The sequence below is a fragment of the Pseudoalteromonas sp. SWYJZ98 genome (assembly GCF_015864495.1).
Taxonomy (GTDB): Bacteria; Pseudomonadota; Gammaproteobacteria; order Enterobacterales; family Alteromonadaceae; genus Pseudoalteromonas; species Pseudoalteromonas distincta.
On record NZ_JADYXA010000002.1, the window covers coordinates 125883 to 141793 of the forward strand.

Annotated in this window: 16 protein-coding genes; 14 read left to right on the forward strand and 2 right to left on the reverse strand. The window is 40.5% G+C overall.

The features are described from left to right. Positions 1-206 precede the first annotated feature (206 nt). A complete protein-coding gene (gene rne, locus I6F10_RS02250) occupies positions 207-3539 on the reverse strand; it encodes a ribonuclease E (RefSeq protein ID WP_197098355.1) in 3333 nt (1110 codons plus the stop codon). Between the two features lie 772 nt (positions 3540-4311). Between rne and rluC the strand changes: the two genes are divergently transcribed. Together rluC and I6F10_RS02260 are read left to right on the forward strand one after the other, a co-directional pair. Then, positions 4312-5271 (forward strand): 23S rRNA pseudouridine(955/2504/2580) synthase RluC, encoded by a 960-nt coding sequence (rluC, locus tag I6F10_RS02255; RefSeq protein ID WP_197098356.1) that lies wholly within the window; start codon positions 4312-4314, stop codon positions 5269-5271. Next, positions 5268-5930 (forward strand): HAD-IA family hydrolase, encoded by a 663-nt coding sequence (locus I6F10_RS02260; RefSeq protein ID WP_331461817.1) that lies wholly within the window; start codon positions 5268-5270, stop codon positions 5928-5930. Before rluC ends, I6F10_RS02260 begins: the two co-directional genes overlap by 4 nt. A 9-nt stretch (positions 5931-5939) precedes the next feature. On the opposite strand, the gene I6F10_RS02265 is transcribed toward I6F10_RS02260, so the two are convergent. Next, entirely contained in the window at positions 5940-6539 is a 600-nt protein-coding gene (locus tag I6F10_RS02265) for a Maf family protein (protein WP_138488900.1), read from the reverse strand. Between the two features lie 131 nt (positions 6540-6670). On the opposite strand from I6F10_RS02265, the gene yceD reads away from it, so the two are divergent. The 12 genes from yceD to I6F10_RS02325 all read left to right on the forward strand — a co-directional run bounded on the left by yceD (position 6671) and on the right by I6F10_RS02325 (position 15847). Next, on the forward strand, positions 6671-7195 hold the full coding sequence (gene yceD / locus I6F10_RS02270; protein ID WP_007375269.1) for a 23S rRNA accumulation protein YceD: 525 nt from the start codon (positions 6671-6673) through the stop codon (positions 7193-7195). A 9-nt stretch (positions 7196-7204) separates the two neighbouring features. Then, a complete protein-coding gene (rpmF, locus tag I6F10_RS02275) occupies positions 7205-7375 on the forward strand; it encodes a 50S ribosomal protein L32 (RefSeq protein WP_002962381.1) in 171 nt (56 codons plus the stop codon). Positions 7376-7387: 12 nt separating this feature from the next. Then, positions 7388-8428: a phosphate acyltransferase PlsX gene (plsX, locus tag I6F10_RS02280; protein WP_002962380.1), complete on the forward strand. Its 1041-nt coding sequence runs from the start codon at positions 7388-7390 to the stop codon at positions 8426-8428. A gap of 52 nt (positions 8429-8480) precedes the next feature. Further along, positions 8481-9407 carry an ACP S-malonyltransferase gene (fabD, locus tag I6F10_RS02285; protein WP_197098357.1) on the forward strand — a complete coding sequence of 309 codons (927 nt, stop codon included), beginning with the start codon at positions 8481-8483 and terminating at the stop codon, positions 9405-9407. An 11-nt stretch (positions 9408-9418) separates the two neighbouring features. After that, a complete protein-coding gene (gene fabG / locus I6F10_RS02290) occupies positions 9419-10165 on the forward strand; it encodes a 3-oxoacyl-ACP reductase FabG (RefSeq protein ID WP_197098358.1) in 747 nt (248 codons plus the stop codon). Positions 10166-10415: 250 nt separating this feature from the next. After that, positions 10416-10652, forward strand: coding sequence for an acyl carrier protein (acpP, locus tag I6F10_RS02295; protein ID WP_002962377.1), 237 nt, complete (start codon positions 10416-10418; stop codon positions 10650-10652). A 214-nt stretch (positions 10653-10866) separates the two neighbouring features. Further along, the gene (gene fabF / locus I6F10_RS02300) at positions 10867-12105 is read left to right on the forward strand and encodes a beta-ketoacyl-ACP synthase II (protein ID WP_002962376.1); all 1239 of its coding nucleotides are present in this window, start codon (positions 10867-10869) and stop codon (positions 12103-12105) included. Positions 12106-12164: 59 nt separating this feature from the next. Next, complete coding sequence (gene pabC, locus I6F10_RS02305) at positions 12165-12980, forward strand: aminodeoxychorismate lyase (protein ID WP_197098359.1); 816 nt, start codon at positions 12165-12167, stop codon at positions 12978-12980. Further along, complete coding sequence (mltG, locus tag I6F10_RS02310; RefSeq protein ID WP_197098360.1) at positions 12974-13960, forward strand: endolytic transglycosylase MltG; 987 nt, start codon at positions 12974-12976, stop codon at positions 13958-13960. Before pabC ends, mltG begins: the two co-directional genes overlap by 7 nt. 6 nt (positions 13961-13966) lie before the next feature. Then, positions 13967-14593 (forward strand): dTMP kinase, encoded by a 627-nt coding sequence (tmk, locus tag I6F10_RS02315; RefSeq protein ID WP_002962371.1) that lies wholly within the window; start codon positions 13967-13969, stop codon positions 14591-14593. A 1-nt stretch (position 14594) separates the two neighbouring features. Beyond that, positions 14595-15509, forward strand: a complete 915-nt coding sequence (locus tag I6F10_RS02320; RefSeq protein ID WP_197098361.1) for a DNA polymerase III subunit — start codon at positions 14595-14597, stop codon at positions 15507-15509. 11 nt (positions 15510-15520) lie between these two features. Further along, the gene (locus I6F10_RS02325; RefSeq protein ID WP_002962367.1) at positions 15521-15847 is read left to right on the forward strand and encodes a PilZ domain-containing protein; all 327 of its coding nucleotides are present in this window, start codon (positions 15521-15523) and stop codon (positions 15845-15847) included. Positions 15848-15911: the final 64 nt, after the last annotated feature.

A 15911-nucleotide genomic window follows, 5' to 3' on the forward strand; every position in this document is an offset into this window, starting at 1 on the left:
CAAAGAGAAGTGAAAGAGAAAACACAAGTCGTGCTTTATTAACAAGACTTAGCCTTTTTACTACCTCTAAAAGCGCAGCGTCTCTTAACCTCTTTGTGAATAAATCGCTTTTTACGGGCGTGAAGTCATTTTTTTGATTATTCAAATCATATAAACAAAAAAGCCCCGCTATTTATTAAATAGCGGGGCTTTTAAATGAATGTTAGTTATTGATCAACACTCATTGTTTTAGTCATTGCAGAACTTGCACGACCAGCAGGTTTGATTGAACCTGCACGTAAACCACTGTCTGGAACTAGTTCACGTTTATCGTGAGCCATTGCTACAGACGTATGTTTCACTTCGCTATCAGCTACAGGAATAGGTTGTGCCATTGGCGCACTTGCTGACCCTTGAGTAACCGCTGTTTTAACATGCGGTGCTGATTTTTCAGTTTTCACTTTTGCTTCAACCTTAGCAGGCTCTTCAGTTATTACTGGCGTTTCAGCTTTAGCAGGCTCTTCAGTGGCTACTGGTGTTTCAACTTTAGCAGGCTCTTCAGTGGCTACTGGTGTTTCAGCTTTAGCAGGCTCTTTAGTTGCTACTGGCGTTTCAGCTTTAGCAGGCTCTTCAGTTGCTACTGGTGTTTCAGCTTTAGCAGGCTCTTCAGTTGCTACTGGCGTGTCAGCTTTAGCAGGCTCTTCAGTTGCTACGGGTGTATCAACTTTAACTGGCTCTTCAGTGGCTACTGGCGTTTCAGCTTTAGCAGGCTCTTCAGTTGCTACTGGCGTTTCAGCTTTAGCTGGCTCTTCAGTTGCTACTGGTGTTTCAACTTTAGCTGGCTCTTCAGTTGCTACTGGTGTTTCAACTTTAGCAGGCTCTTCAGTTGCTACTGGTGTTTCAACTTTAACTGGCTCTTCAGTGGCTACTGGCGTTTCAGCTTTAGCCGGTTCTTTAGCTTTTACTGGCTCTTCTACAGCTTCAACTTTTGCTAAGTCTTCAACCGCAACGGCTTGTTCAACTTGTTGCGACGCATCTACCGGTGTTTCTTCTGATTTCGCTTTAAGTTCTGCTTCGTATTCTGCAGCAGCTTGATCAGCAACTGGAATAAATGCAGGGGCTTCATCAGATTTAACTTCTGCTTCACCTTCAGGGCGACGACGACGTTGACCAGATGCACGAAGATGACGAGGAGAACGACGTGAACGTGTACGTGTTTGCTCTTGTTCGTCTTCAGTAGTTGCTGTTTCATCGCTAGAATCAACAACATCAACTTTCTCTTCTTTAATGTGAGCTGTTTTTTCTGCCGGGGTTTGCTTTTGCTTTTCTACAGCAGGAGCTTGCTCTTGAACTTGTGGAGTTTCAGTTACAACCGTTTGCTCAGGTGCTTGCTCTGTTGAGTTAGCTTGCTCAGCTTTTTCATCTTGCAGACGTACTTTTTTACGTATGTTACGACGTTGACGGCGAACTTTAGGCTTTTGCTCTTTAGGCTCTGCAGCTTGTGCTGGCTTAGAATCAGTTTCTACTTCCGCCTTTGCAGGGGCTTCAGTTTTAACTTGATCTTTTTCTTGGTTTTTATGCTCTGGGCGCTTACGAGAGTTAGGATTACGACGGCGCTTGTTGCGGTTCTCGTTTCTCTCTTGAGTCTCGGTGCTTGCTGCTGAGTCAGTTTTAGCTTCCTCTTCAGCGGCTGGACGCTCATTGCGCGGCTTGTTAGTGCGTGGGTTATTATTACGACGACGTTGATTGTTATTACGACGACGGTTATCGTTACCACGACGCGCATTATTGCGCGTTTCTTGCTGCTCTTTTTCTACAGCTTCTTTTTTCTCTTCTTCAGATTCACTTGCAAATAACGACTTAAACCAATTACCAATAGCAGCTAGTAAGCCACCTTCAGTTTTAGTTTGTGCTACCGCAGCAGGCTCTACTGCTTTAGCTGGCGCTGCTTGTGGAGCAGGAGTAGAAGGCATTACCACGCCTTTTAGCATCGGCTCTTCACGGACTGGCGTACTTGGAGATTTTGACATCTCGAATACTTCAGGCTCTGGTGCAACAACTTGTCCGTAACTTACAGTTTCAAGTGTTTCGTCTTTACGTAAGCGCATAACTTCATAGTGTGGTGTTTCCATATGTTGATTTGGAATAATCACTACGTCACATTTATGATGTTTTTCAATGCGATGAACACTACGACGTTGCTCATTTAATAAATAAGCAGCAACAGCAACAGGCACTTGTGCATTTACTTGTGCTGTATTGTCTTTAATTGCTTCTTCTTCAATTAAGCGAAGAATTGAAAGTGCTATTGATTCGTTTGAACGAATAGTACCTTGGCCACTACAACGTGGACATGGGCCTTGGCTTGCTTCACCTAATGAAGGACGCAAACGCTGGCGCGACATTTCAAGTAAACCAAAGCGTGAGATTTTACCAATTTGAACGCGAGCACGGTCTGGGCGCGCTGCATCTTTTAAACGATTCTCTACTTCACGTTGATGGCGTGGAGGAGTCATATCGATAAAGTCGATTACAATTAAACCACCTAGGTCACGAAGACGTAATTGACGTGCAATTTCATCGGCCGCTTCTAAGTTTGTATTAAGTGCTGTCTCTTCAATATCGCCGCCTTTAGTTGCCTTAGACGAGTTGATATCAATAGATGTCAGTGCTTCGGTAGGGTCAATTACAATTGAACCACCAGAAGGAAGACGTACTTCACGCTGGAATGCAGACTCAATTTGACTTTCAATTTGGTAATGTGTAAATAAAGGCGTGTCACCTTGATAAAGCTTAACACGGCTCATAAAGTCAGGACGAAAACGCTCAATGTGCGCTTTAGCTTCTTCAAAAACACGTGGTTTATCAATTAAAATTTCGCCAATGTCACGACGTAAATAATCGCGTATTGCGCGGAAAATCACGTTGCTTTCTTGGTGAATCAAAAACGGTGCTTTAGCACTATCGGCTGCTTGTTTAATTGCATCCCAATGTACTAATAGTGCTTTTAAATCGTAGTTAAGTTCTTCAAATGATTTACCAACACCCGCTGTACGAACAATTAAGCCCATACCTTTAGGTAGTTCTAAACGACCTAATGCTTCTTTAAGTTCAGTTCGCTCATCACCTTCAATACGACGAGAAATACCGCCAGCACGAGGGTTATTAGGCATAAGAACTAAATAGCTACCAGCAACACTGATAAAAGTAGTTAACGCTGCGCCTTTTTGGCCGCGTTCTTCTTTATCAACTTGTACTATTACTTCTTGACCTTCTTTTATTACGTCGCGAATGTTAGGGCGACCATGAAAAGTGTAACCTGCAGGGAAGTAAGTACGTGCAATTTCTTTTAAAGGAAGGAAACCATGGCGGTCAGCACCGTAATCAACAAATGCTGCTTCAAGAGATGGTTCAATGCGAGTGATTTTGCCTTTATAAATATTGGCTTTTTTCTGTTCGTGACCTGGGCTTTCGATATCTAAATCATAAAGGCGCTGGCCATCAACCAGTGCTACGCGCATTTCTTCTTGCTGCGTTGCATTGATTAGCATACGTTTCATATTGTTACTCTACTTATTTATGTCGCTGACATGACGATGTTTTTCTCGCCTGTTCAGTTGTCCCTATTTTTAGAATGTGCAGCCTCACGACTGGGTCTTTAACGGAACGGCTCTGTATTTCGTATGCAGTATTTTAAATGCTGGCAAACAATAGCGATTATTACCGCTATTAAATTCTTAATGGTGCTAAAACTGTCGGCTTTTCAGCTACGTTTACAAGTTTTACCCAGAAGTCGGCCTGTCATATTAATCTTACTAAATATCATTCATATTAGGCGCGTAGGGCTCATTAAGTTGGTGAGCAATACATACTGATGTATCGCTAATATCCGTTTTAAGAGCAAAAATCGCTGCCGATGTTAATGAACGCTTATTTATTAGATTTTTTTAATTCTAAATAAGCTGCTGTACGGTACTACAATAATTGAGCTAGTGCTGAACGACGTTTTTTACGTCGTCACTATCAGACAAATTATCTGTTCATTGCTTTCTCTAGCACATTAAAAATCGCTTCATGTTCAAACTTAACCAGCAATATATTACGCGCATTGCCGTTAATTGATCGCACGTGTTAACTGAGGAGGCATAAAAGCTTTGGAAAACTTAACTCGGATCTGTATGATCGGCTACCCAGAATGTGCATCACGAATGTTTTAATGTGTTAAAAAGCACCGTTGTTATTTGCAAATACTAAATATTTGCGCTGCTGATTATCCCACTATTATTACAGTGTTAGCAACTAAATTATTTTACTTAAATTAGTGATTAGGCAATGTCAGAAAAAAACGACTTACAAGTAACTTATGTCACGATCAATGAAGACCATTTAGGTCAGCGTATTGATAACTTTCTTATTACCCATTTAAAAGGGGTGCCTAAAAGCGCTATTTATAAACTTTTGCGCAAAGGTGAGGTACGCGTTAATAAAAAGCGTATTAAGCCTGTATATAAACTACAGCTTGACGATGTACTGCGTATTGCACCTATCAGAGTTGCTGAGCGTGAAGAGTTTGTACCATCAAAGTTAGACAAAGTAACTCGCCTAGAAAACGATATTTTATTTGAAGATAAATACCTTATCGTCATAAATAAACCTTCAGGTATGGCTGTTCATGGTGGCAGTGGTTTAAGTTATGGTTTAATTGAAGCATTGCGCGCACTTCGCCCAGAAGAGCGCAGCCTTGAGCTAGTTCATAGGCTTGACCGTGATACATCGGGCTGTTTACTTATAGCGAAGCGCCGTTCGGTGTTAACCGCATTGCATGAACAGCTTCGTGAAAAAACCATGGAAAAAAACTACTGGGCACTTGTAGAAGGGCAGTGGGACTCTAAAACTAAAAACGTTACCGAAGGGCTGCGTAAAAATACGCTTAAATCGGGTGAACGCGTAGTACGTGTAGACAACACTGAGGGCAAGCCTTCGCATACGCGTTTTAAAGTACTTGAACGTTTTAACGATTGCTCACTTGTACAAGCATCGCCTGTTACAGGGCGTACGCACCAAATTCGTGTACATACGCAATGTAAAGGTCACCCAATAGCGTGCGACGACAAATATGGCGATCAGGGTTTTGACGATTCTATGCGTAAAGTTGGGTTAAACCGCTTATTCTTACATGCACACGATTTAAGTTTTTATCATCCTAAAAACGAAACAACGATGCGTATTGAAGCACCCCTTGATAAAACGCTTAAAAATACATTACTAAAATTACGAGACGCAAAACAGTGATTACAGTGACGCCGATTAAAAAATATAAGCTTGTCATTTTTGATTGGGATGGCACCGTTATGGATTCAGTCACTAAAATAGTTAACTGTATTCGTAGTAGTGCTGAGTTACTTAATTTAGTGGCGCCAAGTGATTTGGCAATTAAAAATATCATTGGTATGTCGCTTGAAAAAGCAATTGATGTTTTATTTCCCGATAATGCCGCGCAGCATCAAGCGCTAATTAAGGGGTATAAACACCAATATAGTGTTGATACCACGCCAACTCCTGTATTTGATAATGTTGTTAGCGTTTTAGGTGCCTTAAAAGAGCAAGGCATTGTTTTAGCGGTTGCAACAGGTAAAGGTCGAGATGGATTAGAGCGTTTGCTTGATCAAAGCCAACTCAGACATTTTTTTAGTGCAACACGTACAAGCGATGACGGACTGTCTAAGCCCTCTCCAGATATGCTGTATCAATTACTTGAAGAACTTGGCATAAGCGCTCAAGACGCTGTAATGATTGGTGATACCCAAATAGACATGACAATGGCAAAAGCTGCAGGCATGGATAGAATTGGCGTAACAATGGGTGTACATAACGCACAGCAGCTAAATAAGCTTAGCCCTGTTGCAACAGTAGATAATTATCTGCAATTGCAACAGGTTTTGCTTGGCTAATTTATTTAATTAGAATTTGCTTTGAGCGGTAAGCACATCAATACCAAACTCAGCCAATAATTGGCTGAGTTTAATTAATGGTAATCCAATTAAGCTATTAGGATCGTCTCCGCTTAGTTTTTCAAATAAACAGATACCCAACCCTTCACTTTTAAAGCTGCCAGCACAGTTATAAGGCTGCTCTGCGTCGCAATAAGCACTAATTTGTGCATCACTTAGGGTTTTAAATGTCACATTAAAAGGTTCTACGCAGGTTTTTTTTGTTCCAGTTACAATATCGTAAACACAAAGCCCTGTTAAAAATGTTACAGTATTACCGCTAAATAAATTTAGTTGTTTTAGAGCATTTTGTTTATTGTGCGGTTTACCTAAAATTTGATTGTTAAACACAGCGACTTGGTCTGATCCAATTGCTAACCCTTTTTTAAAGTGTTTATTAGCTGCTGAGGCTTTTAACTCACTTAAACGCTTAACCAGTTCAGTAGGTGTTTCGCATTCAAGTGCTGATTCGTCAACGTCGGGTGAAAACGTATCAAAGGGTAAATTAAATTTTTGTAATAAAGACTGCCTAAAAGGCGAGCTTGACGCTAAAATGAGTGGAAGCTTCATGGACTGTTTTCCTACGATAATTCAGATTGAGTTAGGATAAATCAGATCCGAGAGTAAAACACGTTAAAAACCAAGTAAAAATGGTTTTTTACTTTGACTAACAAACTAACTATCTATATGATGCAGCCCCTATGCAAAAGGTGAAAATTCCCATCACTCTTCATCCAGGCAAAGCAGCGCAGCACCGTTTAAAGTATGACGGAATTGTACCGCTTGAAAAACTTACTCGTTTAGAGAAAGTTGTGCAGGAAGAAGTAGGTGAAATAGCGGTAAAAATACATTGCAAAAACGATGATCAAGGTTTCGCTGTGATTAGAGGCAATTTGTCCACACATGTTACTGTCATTTGTCAACGTTGTAATGGTGATTTAGGGTTGGATTTGGTTCAAGACTTTGCATATTCACCAGTAGGTGAAGATACAGAGTTAGATATTTTTCCTGAAGACTACGACGAAGTAGCACTTGATGAAAATGGTGAAGTTAACGTTTTTGATTTAATTGAAGACGAACTAATTTTAGCAATTCCATTAGTGGCTACCCACAACGAAGCTTCATGCAGTTATTCAGCAAAGCCTGCCAGCTTTGGTGTATTAAAGGCGGAAGATGATAAACCTAATCCATTTGATATTTTGAAACAACTTAAGAAAGATTCTTAGGAGAAGACTATGGCTGTACAAAAAAGCAAAAAGTCTCGTGCAAGACGCGGCATGCGCCGTTCACACGATGCGATCAGTGGTCCAACTTTAACTGTAGATCAAACATCTGGTGAGACTCATCGTCGTCACCATGTGACTGCAGATGGTTACTACAAAGGCGTTCAAGTAATTTCTAAATAAGAGATTACTTATATGCTGAAAGATCTAACCATAGCGTTAGATATGATGGGGGGCGATTACGGCCCCCGTTCATCTATTCCTGCTGCCGTTCATGCGGTAAACGCTCATGCCAATTTAAGTCTCATTTTATGTGGCAATGAAGACGTTATATCTAAAGAACTCGAATCCCTCGATTCTTTATCTCATCCAAGACTCATAATTCGTCATTGTAGTGAAATAGTCACTAACGCCTGCGAACCCGCAATTGCTGTACGTTCAAAAAAAGATTCATCTATGCGTGTTGCCCTTGATTTAGTTAAGTCGGGCGAAGCTCAAGCGTGTGTTAGCTCAGGTAATACCGGCGCTTTATTTTTTATGGCTCACTACGTATTAAAAATGCTGCCAGGTGTTAAACGTGCCGCACTCATTTCATCTGTTCCTACAGAAAGCCAAAACCCAGTATATTTACTCGACTTAGGAGCTAATGTGCATTGTGATGCGCAAATGCTGTATCAGTTTGGGATTATGGGCTCTGTAGTTGCTGGCCAAGCACTTGGCTGCGATAACCCTCGCGTTAGCTTATTAAATATTGGCGCTGAGGACATTAAAGGCCACGATGATATTAAACAGGCTGCACAATTAATGCAGCAAAGCCCACATATTAATTACATTGGTTATAGCGAAGGAAGTGATATTTTTTCTGGCAAGGCTGATGTTATTGTATGCGAAGGGTTTGTGGGTAACGTGGCGCTTAAAACATGCGAAGGCATTGCCAAGCTTATTATGAATAAGTTTACAGCTGCGCTCGAAAAGCACCTTTTGTATAAATGTATGGCGTTTATATTGCGTCCAATAATAAAAAAACTCTATAAAAGGGTGAACCCCGACCAGTATAACGGTGCTTCTCTGGTAGGATTGCGCGGTATTGTCGTTAAAAGTCATGGAAATGCGTCAGCTAAAGCATTTCAAGCAGCAATTGATGAAGCGGTAAAAGAGGTTGAACGTCAACTTCCTGATAAAATAGCCGCTATTTTCGAAAAAACACATTCTAAAGACACGGCGGTTAATCAATAATTGATGTGCCGTGTATTTCATTATTTATTTGTTTAATTAAAAAGAGCAAAGTATGGCACAAAAAATTGCACTTCTATTCCCAGGTCAAGGCTCGCAAAGCGTTGGTATGTTACAAGAGCTACTAGAGAGTTCTGACATTGTTAAATCAACATTTGCAGAAGCATCAGATGCACTGGGTTACGACTTAGCAGAGCTAGTTCTTAATGGCCCAGAAGAAAAATTAAATCAAACTCATCGTACACAACCTGCATTATTAACTGCAAGTGTTGCTATTTACCGTGATTGGCTTGCAGCAAACCCAGATGCAGACGTTGTTATGGCCGGTCACAGCTTAGGCGAATATTCAGCACTAGTATGTAGCGACGTACTAAGCTTGAGCGAAGCTGTTAAGCTTGTTGAAAACCGTGGTTTATACATGCAAGAAGCTGTACCTGCAGGCGTAGGTTCAATGGCTGCGATTATTGGCTTAGGCGATGAAGAAATAAAAGCGGCATGTGCTGCCTCAGCGCAAGGTGAGGTTGTATCTCCAGTTAACTACAATTCTCCTGGTCAAGTTGTTATTGCAGGGCATAAAGCGGCAGTAGATAGAGCATCACAAGCATGTAAAGATGCTGGTGCTAAACGCGCATTACCACTTTCGGTTAGCGTACCTTCACATTGTGAACTAATGAAGCCAGCTGCTGTTAAGCTAGCGGTAGACTTAGCCGCTTTAACATTTAATACACCTAAGTGTGATGTAATTAATAATGTTGATGTAAAAGCTGAATCGACCGCTGATGCAATTAAAGATGCACTAGTACGTCAACTATACAGCCCAGTTCGCTGGACAGAAACAGTACAAGCCTTGGTTGCACAAGATGTAACGCAAAGCTACGAATTTGGTCCTGGTAAAGTATTAACAGGACTTGCTAAACGAATTGATAAAGCAATGGTTTGTGGCTCAGTAAACGATGCCGCTTCAATCGCTGCAGCTAAATAAGAGTATATAAAATGTCTAATTTATTTTCTTTAGAGGGCAAAATTGTCCTAATTACTGGCGCTAGCCGTGGTATTGGTAAAGCAATTGCAACAACATTAGTTGCGCAAGGTGCAAAAGTAGCAGGCACTGCAACAAGCGAGTCAGGCGCTGCTAAAATCAGCGAGTACCTAGGTGACAATGGTAAAGGTTATGCATTAAACGTAACGGATCCTGCATCTATTGAAGCGACACTTGCCGCAATAAAAGCTGATTTTGGCGATATTGACGTACTTGTTAATAACGCAGGTATCACACGTGACAACCTATTAATGCGTATGAAAGAGGCTGAGTGGGACGATATAATCGACACTAACTTAAGCTCGATTTTCCGTTTATCTAAAGCGGTACTTCGTCCAATGATGAAGAAAAAGAAAGGCCGTATTATCAATATTGGCTCAGTAGTGGGCACTATGGGTAATGCAGGGCAAGCTAATTATGCAGCGGCTAAAGCAGGGGTAATTGGTTTTTCTAAGTCACTTGCACGCGAAGTGGCATCACGTGGTATTACAGTAAACGTAGTGGCACCTGGTTTTATTCAAACTGATATGACTGATGATTTAACTGAAGAGCAAAAAGCAGCAACACTTGCAAATGTTCCAGCAGGGCGTTTAGGTCAACCAGACGAAATTGCAGCTGCGGTATGTTATTTAGCATCTGACGCTGCTGCGTACGTATCAGGTGAAACTTTGCATGTAAATGGCGCGATGTACATGGTTTAATAACCATTGTACCCACATTATTACCTAATAAAGTTAAGTAAGTTACCTCAAAAACATTGAATTATTTGTGAACTTGCTTTAAACATACTTGAAATCGCTGCGAAAATAAGCGATAAAAGACAAAATACACACTCAGAGGTTTGACCAGACAATTATTTATGGTCAAATCATTGAATCAGAGAATTATGCCGCGTAAACTACGCGGCAATCTGAAAATAACGCATCGGCGTTTTTAATAAAGGAAAGAAGAATGAGCGATATCCAAGAACGCGTAAAGAAAATTATCATTGAACAACTAGGTGTTAAAGAAGAAGAAGTTAAAAATGAATCTTCTTTCGTAGATGACCTAGGTGCAGATTCTCTTGATACTGTTGAACTAGTAATGGCTCTTGAAGAAGAGTTTGATACTGAGATCCCAGATGAAGAAGCTGAGAAGATCACTACAGTACAAACTGCTATCGATTACGTAACAGCACACGCTGAGTAATTAATCGCACGTTAAAGGCAGCATCCGCTGCCTTTAATTTTTTATATCCAAACCACCTCAAAGTTCGTGATTCAAAACTTAAGCCTCAATGCTCAATTTTAGCTAAAAATTAATTTTGATTGTGTTATGCGTTTTTAATCTATTTTGGGACTAGCACTTTGAGGTAGCTTGGGTATGTCATCCCCTTGTAAATATCCCTTATTGGAGGCAAACCGTGGCTAAACGTCGAGTCGTCGTAACTGGCTTAGGAATGTTGACGCCGCTAGGTAATGATGTTCAATCAACCTGGCAAGGCTTATTAGATGGCAAAAGTGGCATTCAAACAATAACCCACTTTGATACATCAAAATTTGGTACTAAATTCGCTGGCTTAATAAATGACTTTGATGCAACAGCATATATGTCAGCGAAAGATACTAAAAAAATGGACTTGTTTATTCAGTACGGCATAGCAGCGGGTGTTCAAGCCTTTAAAGATTCAGGCCTTGAAATTACTGAGCAAAACGCAACACGTATAGGTGTTGCTGTGGGCTCTGGTATTGGTGGCTTAACGCTTATCGAAGAAAACCACATTAAGTTATTAAATAGTGGTCCGCGCAAGTTATCGCCATTTTATGTGCCGTCTACTATTATTAATATGATCTCAGGTCACTTATCAATGATGCATGGACTTCGTGGTCCAAATATTTCAATTGTAACTGCCTGTACTACTGGTTTGCATAATATTGGCCATGCCGCGCGCATGATTGCCTACGGTGATGCTGATGCCATGGTTGCTGGCGGTGCAGAAAAAGCCTGTACGCCTATTGGTATGGGTGGCTTTAATGCTGCACGTGCACTTTCAACCCGCAATGACGATCCACAAGCGGCTTCTCGCCCTTGGGATAAAGACCGCGATGGCTTTGTGCTTTCTGACGGTGCAGGTGTTGTTGTAGTTGAAGAGTACGAACATGCTAAAGCACGTGGCGCTAAAATTTATGCTGAGCTTGTAGGCTTTGGTATGAGCGGCGATGCGTACCACATGACATCACCACCAGAAGATGGAGCGGGTGCTGCCCTTGCAATGCAAAACGCACTAAATGATGCGCAAGTAAACGCTGAGCAAATTGGTTACATTAACGCACACGGTACATCTACAAATGCAGGCGATAAAGCAGAAACTGCCGCTGTTAAGTCTATTTTTGGTAACGCAGCTAAAGATGTAATGGTAGGCTCGTCTAAATCGATGATGGGTCACTTGTTAGGTGCTGCAGGCTCGGTTGAATCGATTATTTCGATTTTATCACTGACAGATCAAAAAGTGTCGCCAACTATCAACCTTGATAACCCAGACGAAGGGTGTGACTTAGATTATATTGCTCACACTGCACGTGATGCAAAGTTAGACTTTGCACTGTGTAACTCGTTCGGTTTTGGTGGTACTAATGGCTCGTTGTTATTTAAAAAGGTATAATCTTTTTTAACAACGAATCAAATTATAAGAGCTCAGTTGTTTAACTGGGCTTTTTTTATATGCCAAATAAAATGCAAACAATAATAGCAGTAGATCAAAACAGCACTTTAAGCACGCGTGACAGAGGCTTAAATTACGGTGACGGCTTTTTTACAACGGCTAAAGTTGTTGATGGGCAAGTACAGTATTGGGCTCATCATAAAGCGCGTTTGATTGAATGCGCACAGCGTTTGGGTTTTCCTGAGCTAGATTTTAATCGCCTTGAAAACCAAATTGCTTTGCATATAAAAGCTGCACCACTCAACGTGCTTAAAATACTTGTAACGCGAGGCGAAGGCGGACGTGGTTATGGGCTGCCAAGTGAGTGTAATATTACTATTTTATTGAGCATATTAGATTACCCTAGTAATTACGAAGCGCTTGTTAAAAAGGGTGTAAATCTCGAAATAAGCCCAATTAAATTAGCAGCACAGCCTTATTTAGCGGGTCTTAAAACACTAAACCGGCTAGAGCAAGTACTAGTTAAAAAAGCAATGCAAACGCAAAACTGCGACGATGTGTTAGTGCTTGATTACAATAACAATGTAATTGAAGCTTCAGCAGCTAATATTTTTGCGATTGAAAATAAGCGTGTGTTTACGCCATTGCTTGATGAGTGCGGAATAAAGGGCGTTTATCTACAATCGTTATGTGATAAATTGCCTGTTGAATTTAAACGCGTGAAAGTAGAAGACTTAACCCAAGCAGACGCCGTATTTGTGTGTAATAGCTTAATGGGAGCAGTACCTGTAAAACGTATTGAGCAACAGGTATTTAATACAGACGACAGCCACGCATTACTAACTAAATTATTAGCCAAGGAGGCTGAGTGTTAAAAGTTATTTTATTGGTACTTTTTTTAGCTGTTATAACCACTGCTGTTGGTTACCAGCAATTACAAGCAACAATAAATAGCCCGTTAAAGGTAGCACAAAACACACAATTTGAAGTTAAGCATGGCACTGGCTTTAATAAGTTATGCCAACAATGGCAAGCTAAAAACTGGGTAGAAAGTTGTTGGCGTTATCAGGTAATTGCCAAATTAGATCCCACACTTACCGACTTAAAAGCGGGGCTTTACGAGCTAACAGCCGATAGCGTTATTAACAACGTAAAAAAAATTAACCAAGGTCAGCAAATTAGTTTTAGTTTTACCATAATTGAAGGTCAAAACTTACGTGAAGTACTAAGTGCTATTAAAAAAGCTGATAATTTACAAAACGATTTAAAAACTGACGAACTAAGTACTCAAATACTGGGTAATGACACGCACTTAGAAGGCTGGTTATTCCCCGACACTTACCATTATCATAATAACGATACTGCAAGCAGTGTATTAAAACGTGCAGCACAAAAAATGCAGCAAACATTAGATGATGCTTGGCAGCAGCGCGCTGCTAATCTACCCTATAAAACAGCATACGAAGCACTAATAATGGCTTCAATTATTGAAAAAGAAACAGGCCTTGCCAGTGAGCGTCCGTTAATTGCATCAGCGTTTGTTAATCGATTAAACACTAATATGCGCCTGCAAACCGATCCAACCGTAATATACGGGCTAGGCGCTGATTTTGATGGTGATATTAAACGTAAAGATTTGCGCGATTATACGCCTTACAATACGTATCGTATTAATGGTTTACCGCCAACACCGATTGCAATGCCATCAAAAGCCGCTATTTTAGCTGCAGTTAATCCGCCGCAAAGTGAATATGTTTACTTTGTATCAAAAGGCGATGGTAGCCACCAATTTTCAACCACGTTAAAACAGCATAACGCAGCAGTTAAAACGTATATATTAAATAAAAAGAATTAATATTTTATGAAACCAAAATTTATAGTAATAGAAGGGCTAGAAGGCGCGGGTAAATCAACCGCTATTTCGTTATGCCAAGACTTTTTAAACAAACAAAAAATAGACTTTATTAACGTCCGTGAACCTGGCGGCACACCATTGGCAGAATCGCTTCGTACGCTTGTAAAAGCAGAGCATGAAGAAGAAATTGCCTTTGAAACCGAGTTGCTTATTATGTACGCAGCTCGCTCGCAGCTAATGCACAATGTTATTACCCCAGCGCTTGATAAAGGCCAATGGGTACTTGCCGATCGTCATGATTTATCGTCTCAGGCGTATCAAGGTGGTGGGCGTGGCATTAGCTCAAATACATTAGCTTCACTTTCGTCAATGGTGTTAAAAGGCTTAAAGCCTGATTTAACTATTTACCTTGATATTGACCCAGTAATAGGTCTTGAGCGTGCAAAAGGGCGTGGTGAGCTTGACCGTATTGAACAAGAAGCCATTGAGTTTTTTCAGCGTACACGTATGCGTTATGTTGAACTTGCTAATGACGACAATACAATTAAAACCGTTGATGCAAACCAAAGTATTGATAAAGTACATCGCGATATTACCAATGTACTGCATTCATTTTTTGAAGGCTTAAAATAATATGCCATTGCCTTGGCTACATGATACTCAAGCACGTTTAGCGAAAAGTTATCGCGCAGAGCGTTTTCATCATGCGCAATTATTTTGTGGGCCTGTTGGCGTAGGTAAGTTTGAGTTAAGTGATGAGCTTGGGAATGCTTTGTTATGCCAAAATATAGCTAAGCAGGTAGCTGCGCAAAACAGTATGCTAAAACCTTGCGGACAGTGTAAAAGCTGTTTACTTACCCTGGCTGGCACTCACCCCGACAAACGTTTAACGCAAGTTGATGGGCAAAGTATTGGTGTAGATGATATTCGTGGTATTAGTGATTTTATGAATCACTCTGCAGCGCAAAATGGCAATAAAGTCGCGATAATCGAAAATTGCGAAAAAATGACCACAGCAGCAGCTAACGCATTATTAAAAACACTTGAAGAGCCAACTAATAGCCGCTTTTTAATATTAACCACAAGCCAACCAGAACAGCTCCCTGCAACTATTTTAAGTCGATGCGCTAAAAGTGACGTAAAAATAACTAATACAGCACTTGCTCAGCAATGGCTAGAGACATTAGATATTCCTAACTATAGTTGGTTAGCACTTTTTTATAACCAACCGCTGCAAGTAAAGCATTGGCAACAGCAAGACCAGCTGAAAAATATTGATACACTGTATAAGTTTGCAACTGAGTTTAAACAAAGCCATAATTTCAAAGCGTTAGTCGATATAATAAATAAACAGCCTGAACTTGTTCGTATATTTACTTTGTTTTTAAGCGTGCAACTAAAGCAGCAATTACTGCAAGGCATGAGTTTTGACGCTTATCAAAGTGCGCAAAATGCATTGGGCGAGTTTTTACAAAATAACACACAAGTACTTGGCCTTAATTTACCGCTTGCTGTATCACGATTAGCATACACATTGCGAAATTCTTAAAAGGATTAATCATGCAAGAACTACTAGTAGACATAGACGATTTAGACGAGTTATACCGTTGTTATATGCCTTACTTAAAAAAAGGTGGCTTATTTGTACGCACTAATATGCGTTACGAAGCAGGGCATTCATTAGCGCTTAGAGTTACTTTGCCCGATGCCTTAGAAGATGACGTAGTGACAGGTAAAGTGTCGTGGATCACGCCACAAGGTGCACAAAGCTCTAATCCTCCAGGTATTGGTATTAGTTTTTTAGATGATAAAACAAACCTAAACGCTAAAATCGAAAAGCTGCTTGGGACTATGTTAAACTCAGGCGATCAAACATATACCATGTAGTTATAGGGTTGGTTTTTCATTGAGATTAACGCCGCCCTATATTGGGTTCTTTTAATTACTAACA

Bases quoted from the DNA above. Each gene is read 5' to 3' on its own strand.
- plsX (WP_002962380.1), top strand. From the start codon at position 7,388: ATGCTGAAAGATCTAACCATAGCGTTAGATATGATGGGGGGCGATTAC.
- yceD (WP_007375269.1), top strand. From the start codon at position 6,671: ATGCAAAAGGTGAAAATTCCCATCACTCTTCATCCAGGCAAAGCAGCG.
- pabC (WP_197098359.1), top strand. From the start codon at position 12,165: ATGCCAAATAAAATGCAAACAATAATAGCAGTAGATCAAAACAGCACT.
- tmk (WP_002962371.1), top strand. From the start codon at position 13,967: ATGAAACCAAAATTTATAGTAATAGAAGGGCTAGAAGGCGCGGGTAAA.
- I6F10_RS02320 (WP_197098361.1), top strand. From the start codon at position 14,595: ATGCCATTGCCTTGGCTACATGATACTCAAGCACGTTTAGCGAAAAGT.
- I6F10_RS02265 (WP_138488900.1), bottom strand. From the start codon at position 6,539: ATGAAGCTTCCACTCATTTTAGCGTCAAGCTCGCCTTTTAGGCAGTCT.
- fabG (WP_197098358.1), top strand. From the start codon at position 9,419: ATGTCTAATTTATTTTCTTTAGAGGGCAAAATTGTCCTAATTACTGGC.
- fabD (WP_197098357.1), top strand. From the start codon at position 8,481: ATGGCACAAAAAATTGCACTTCTATTCCCAGGTCAAGGCTCGCAAAGC.
- acpP (WP_002962377.1), top strand. From the start codon at position 10,416: ATGAGCGATATCCAAGAACGCGTAAAGAAAATTATCATTGAACAACTA.
- rne (WP_197098355.1), bottom strand. From the start codon at position 3,539: ATGAAACGTATGCTAATCAATGCAACGCAGCAAGAAGAAATGCGCGTA.
- I6F10_RS02325 (WP_002962367.1), top strand. From the start codon at position 15,521: ATGCAAGAACTACTAGTAGACATAGACGATTTAGACGAGTTATACCGT.
- rluC (WP_197098356.1), top strand. From the start codon at position 4,312: ATGTCAGAAAAAAACGACTTACAAGTAACTTATGTCACGATCAATGAA.
- rpmF (WP_002962381.1), top strand. From the start codon at position 7,205: ATGGCTGTACAAAAAAGCAAAAAGTCTCGTGCAAGACGCGGCATGCGC.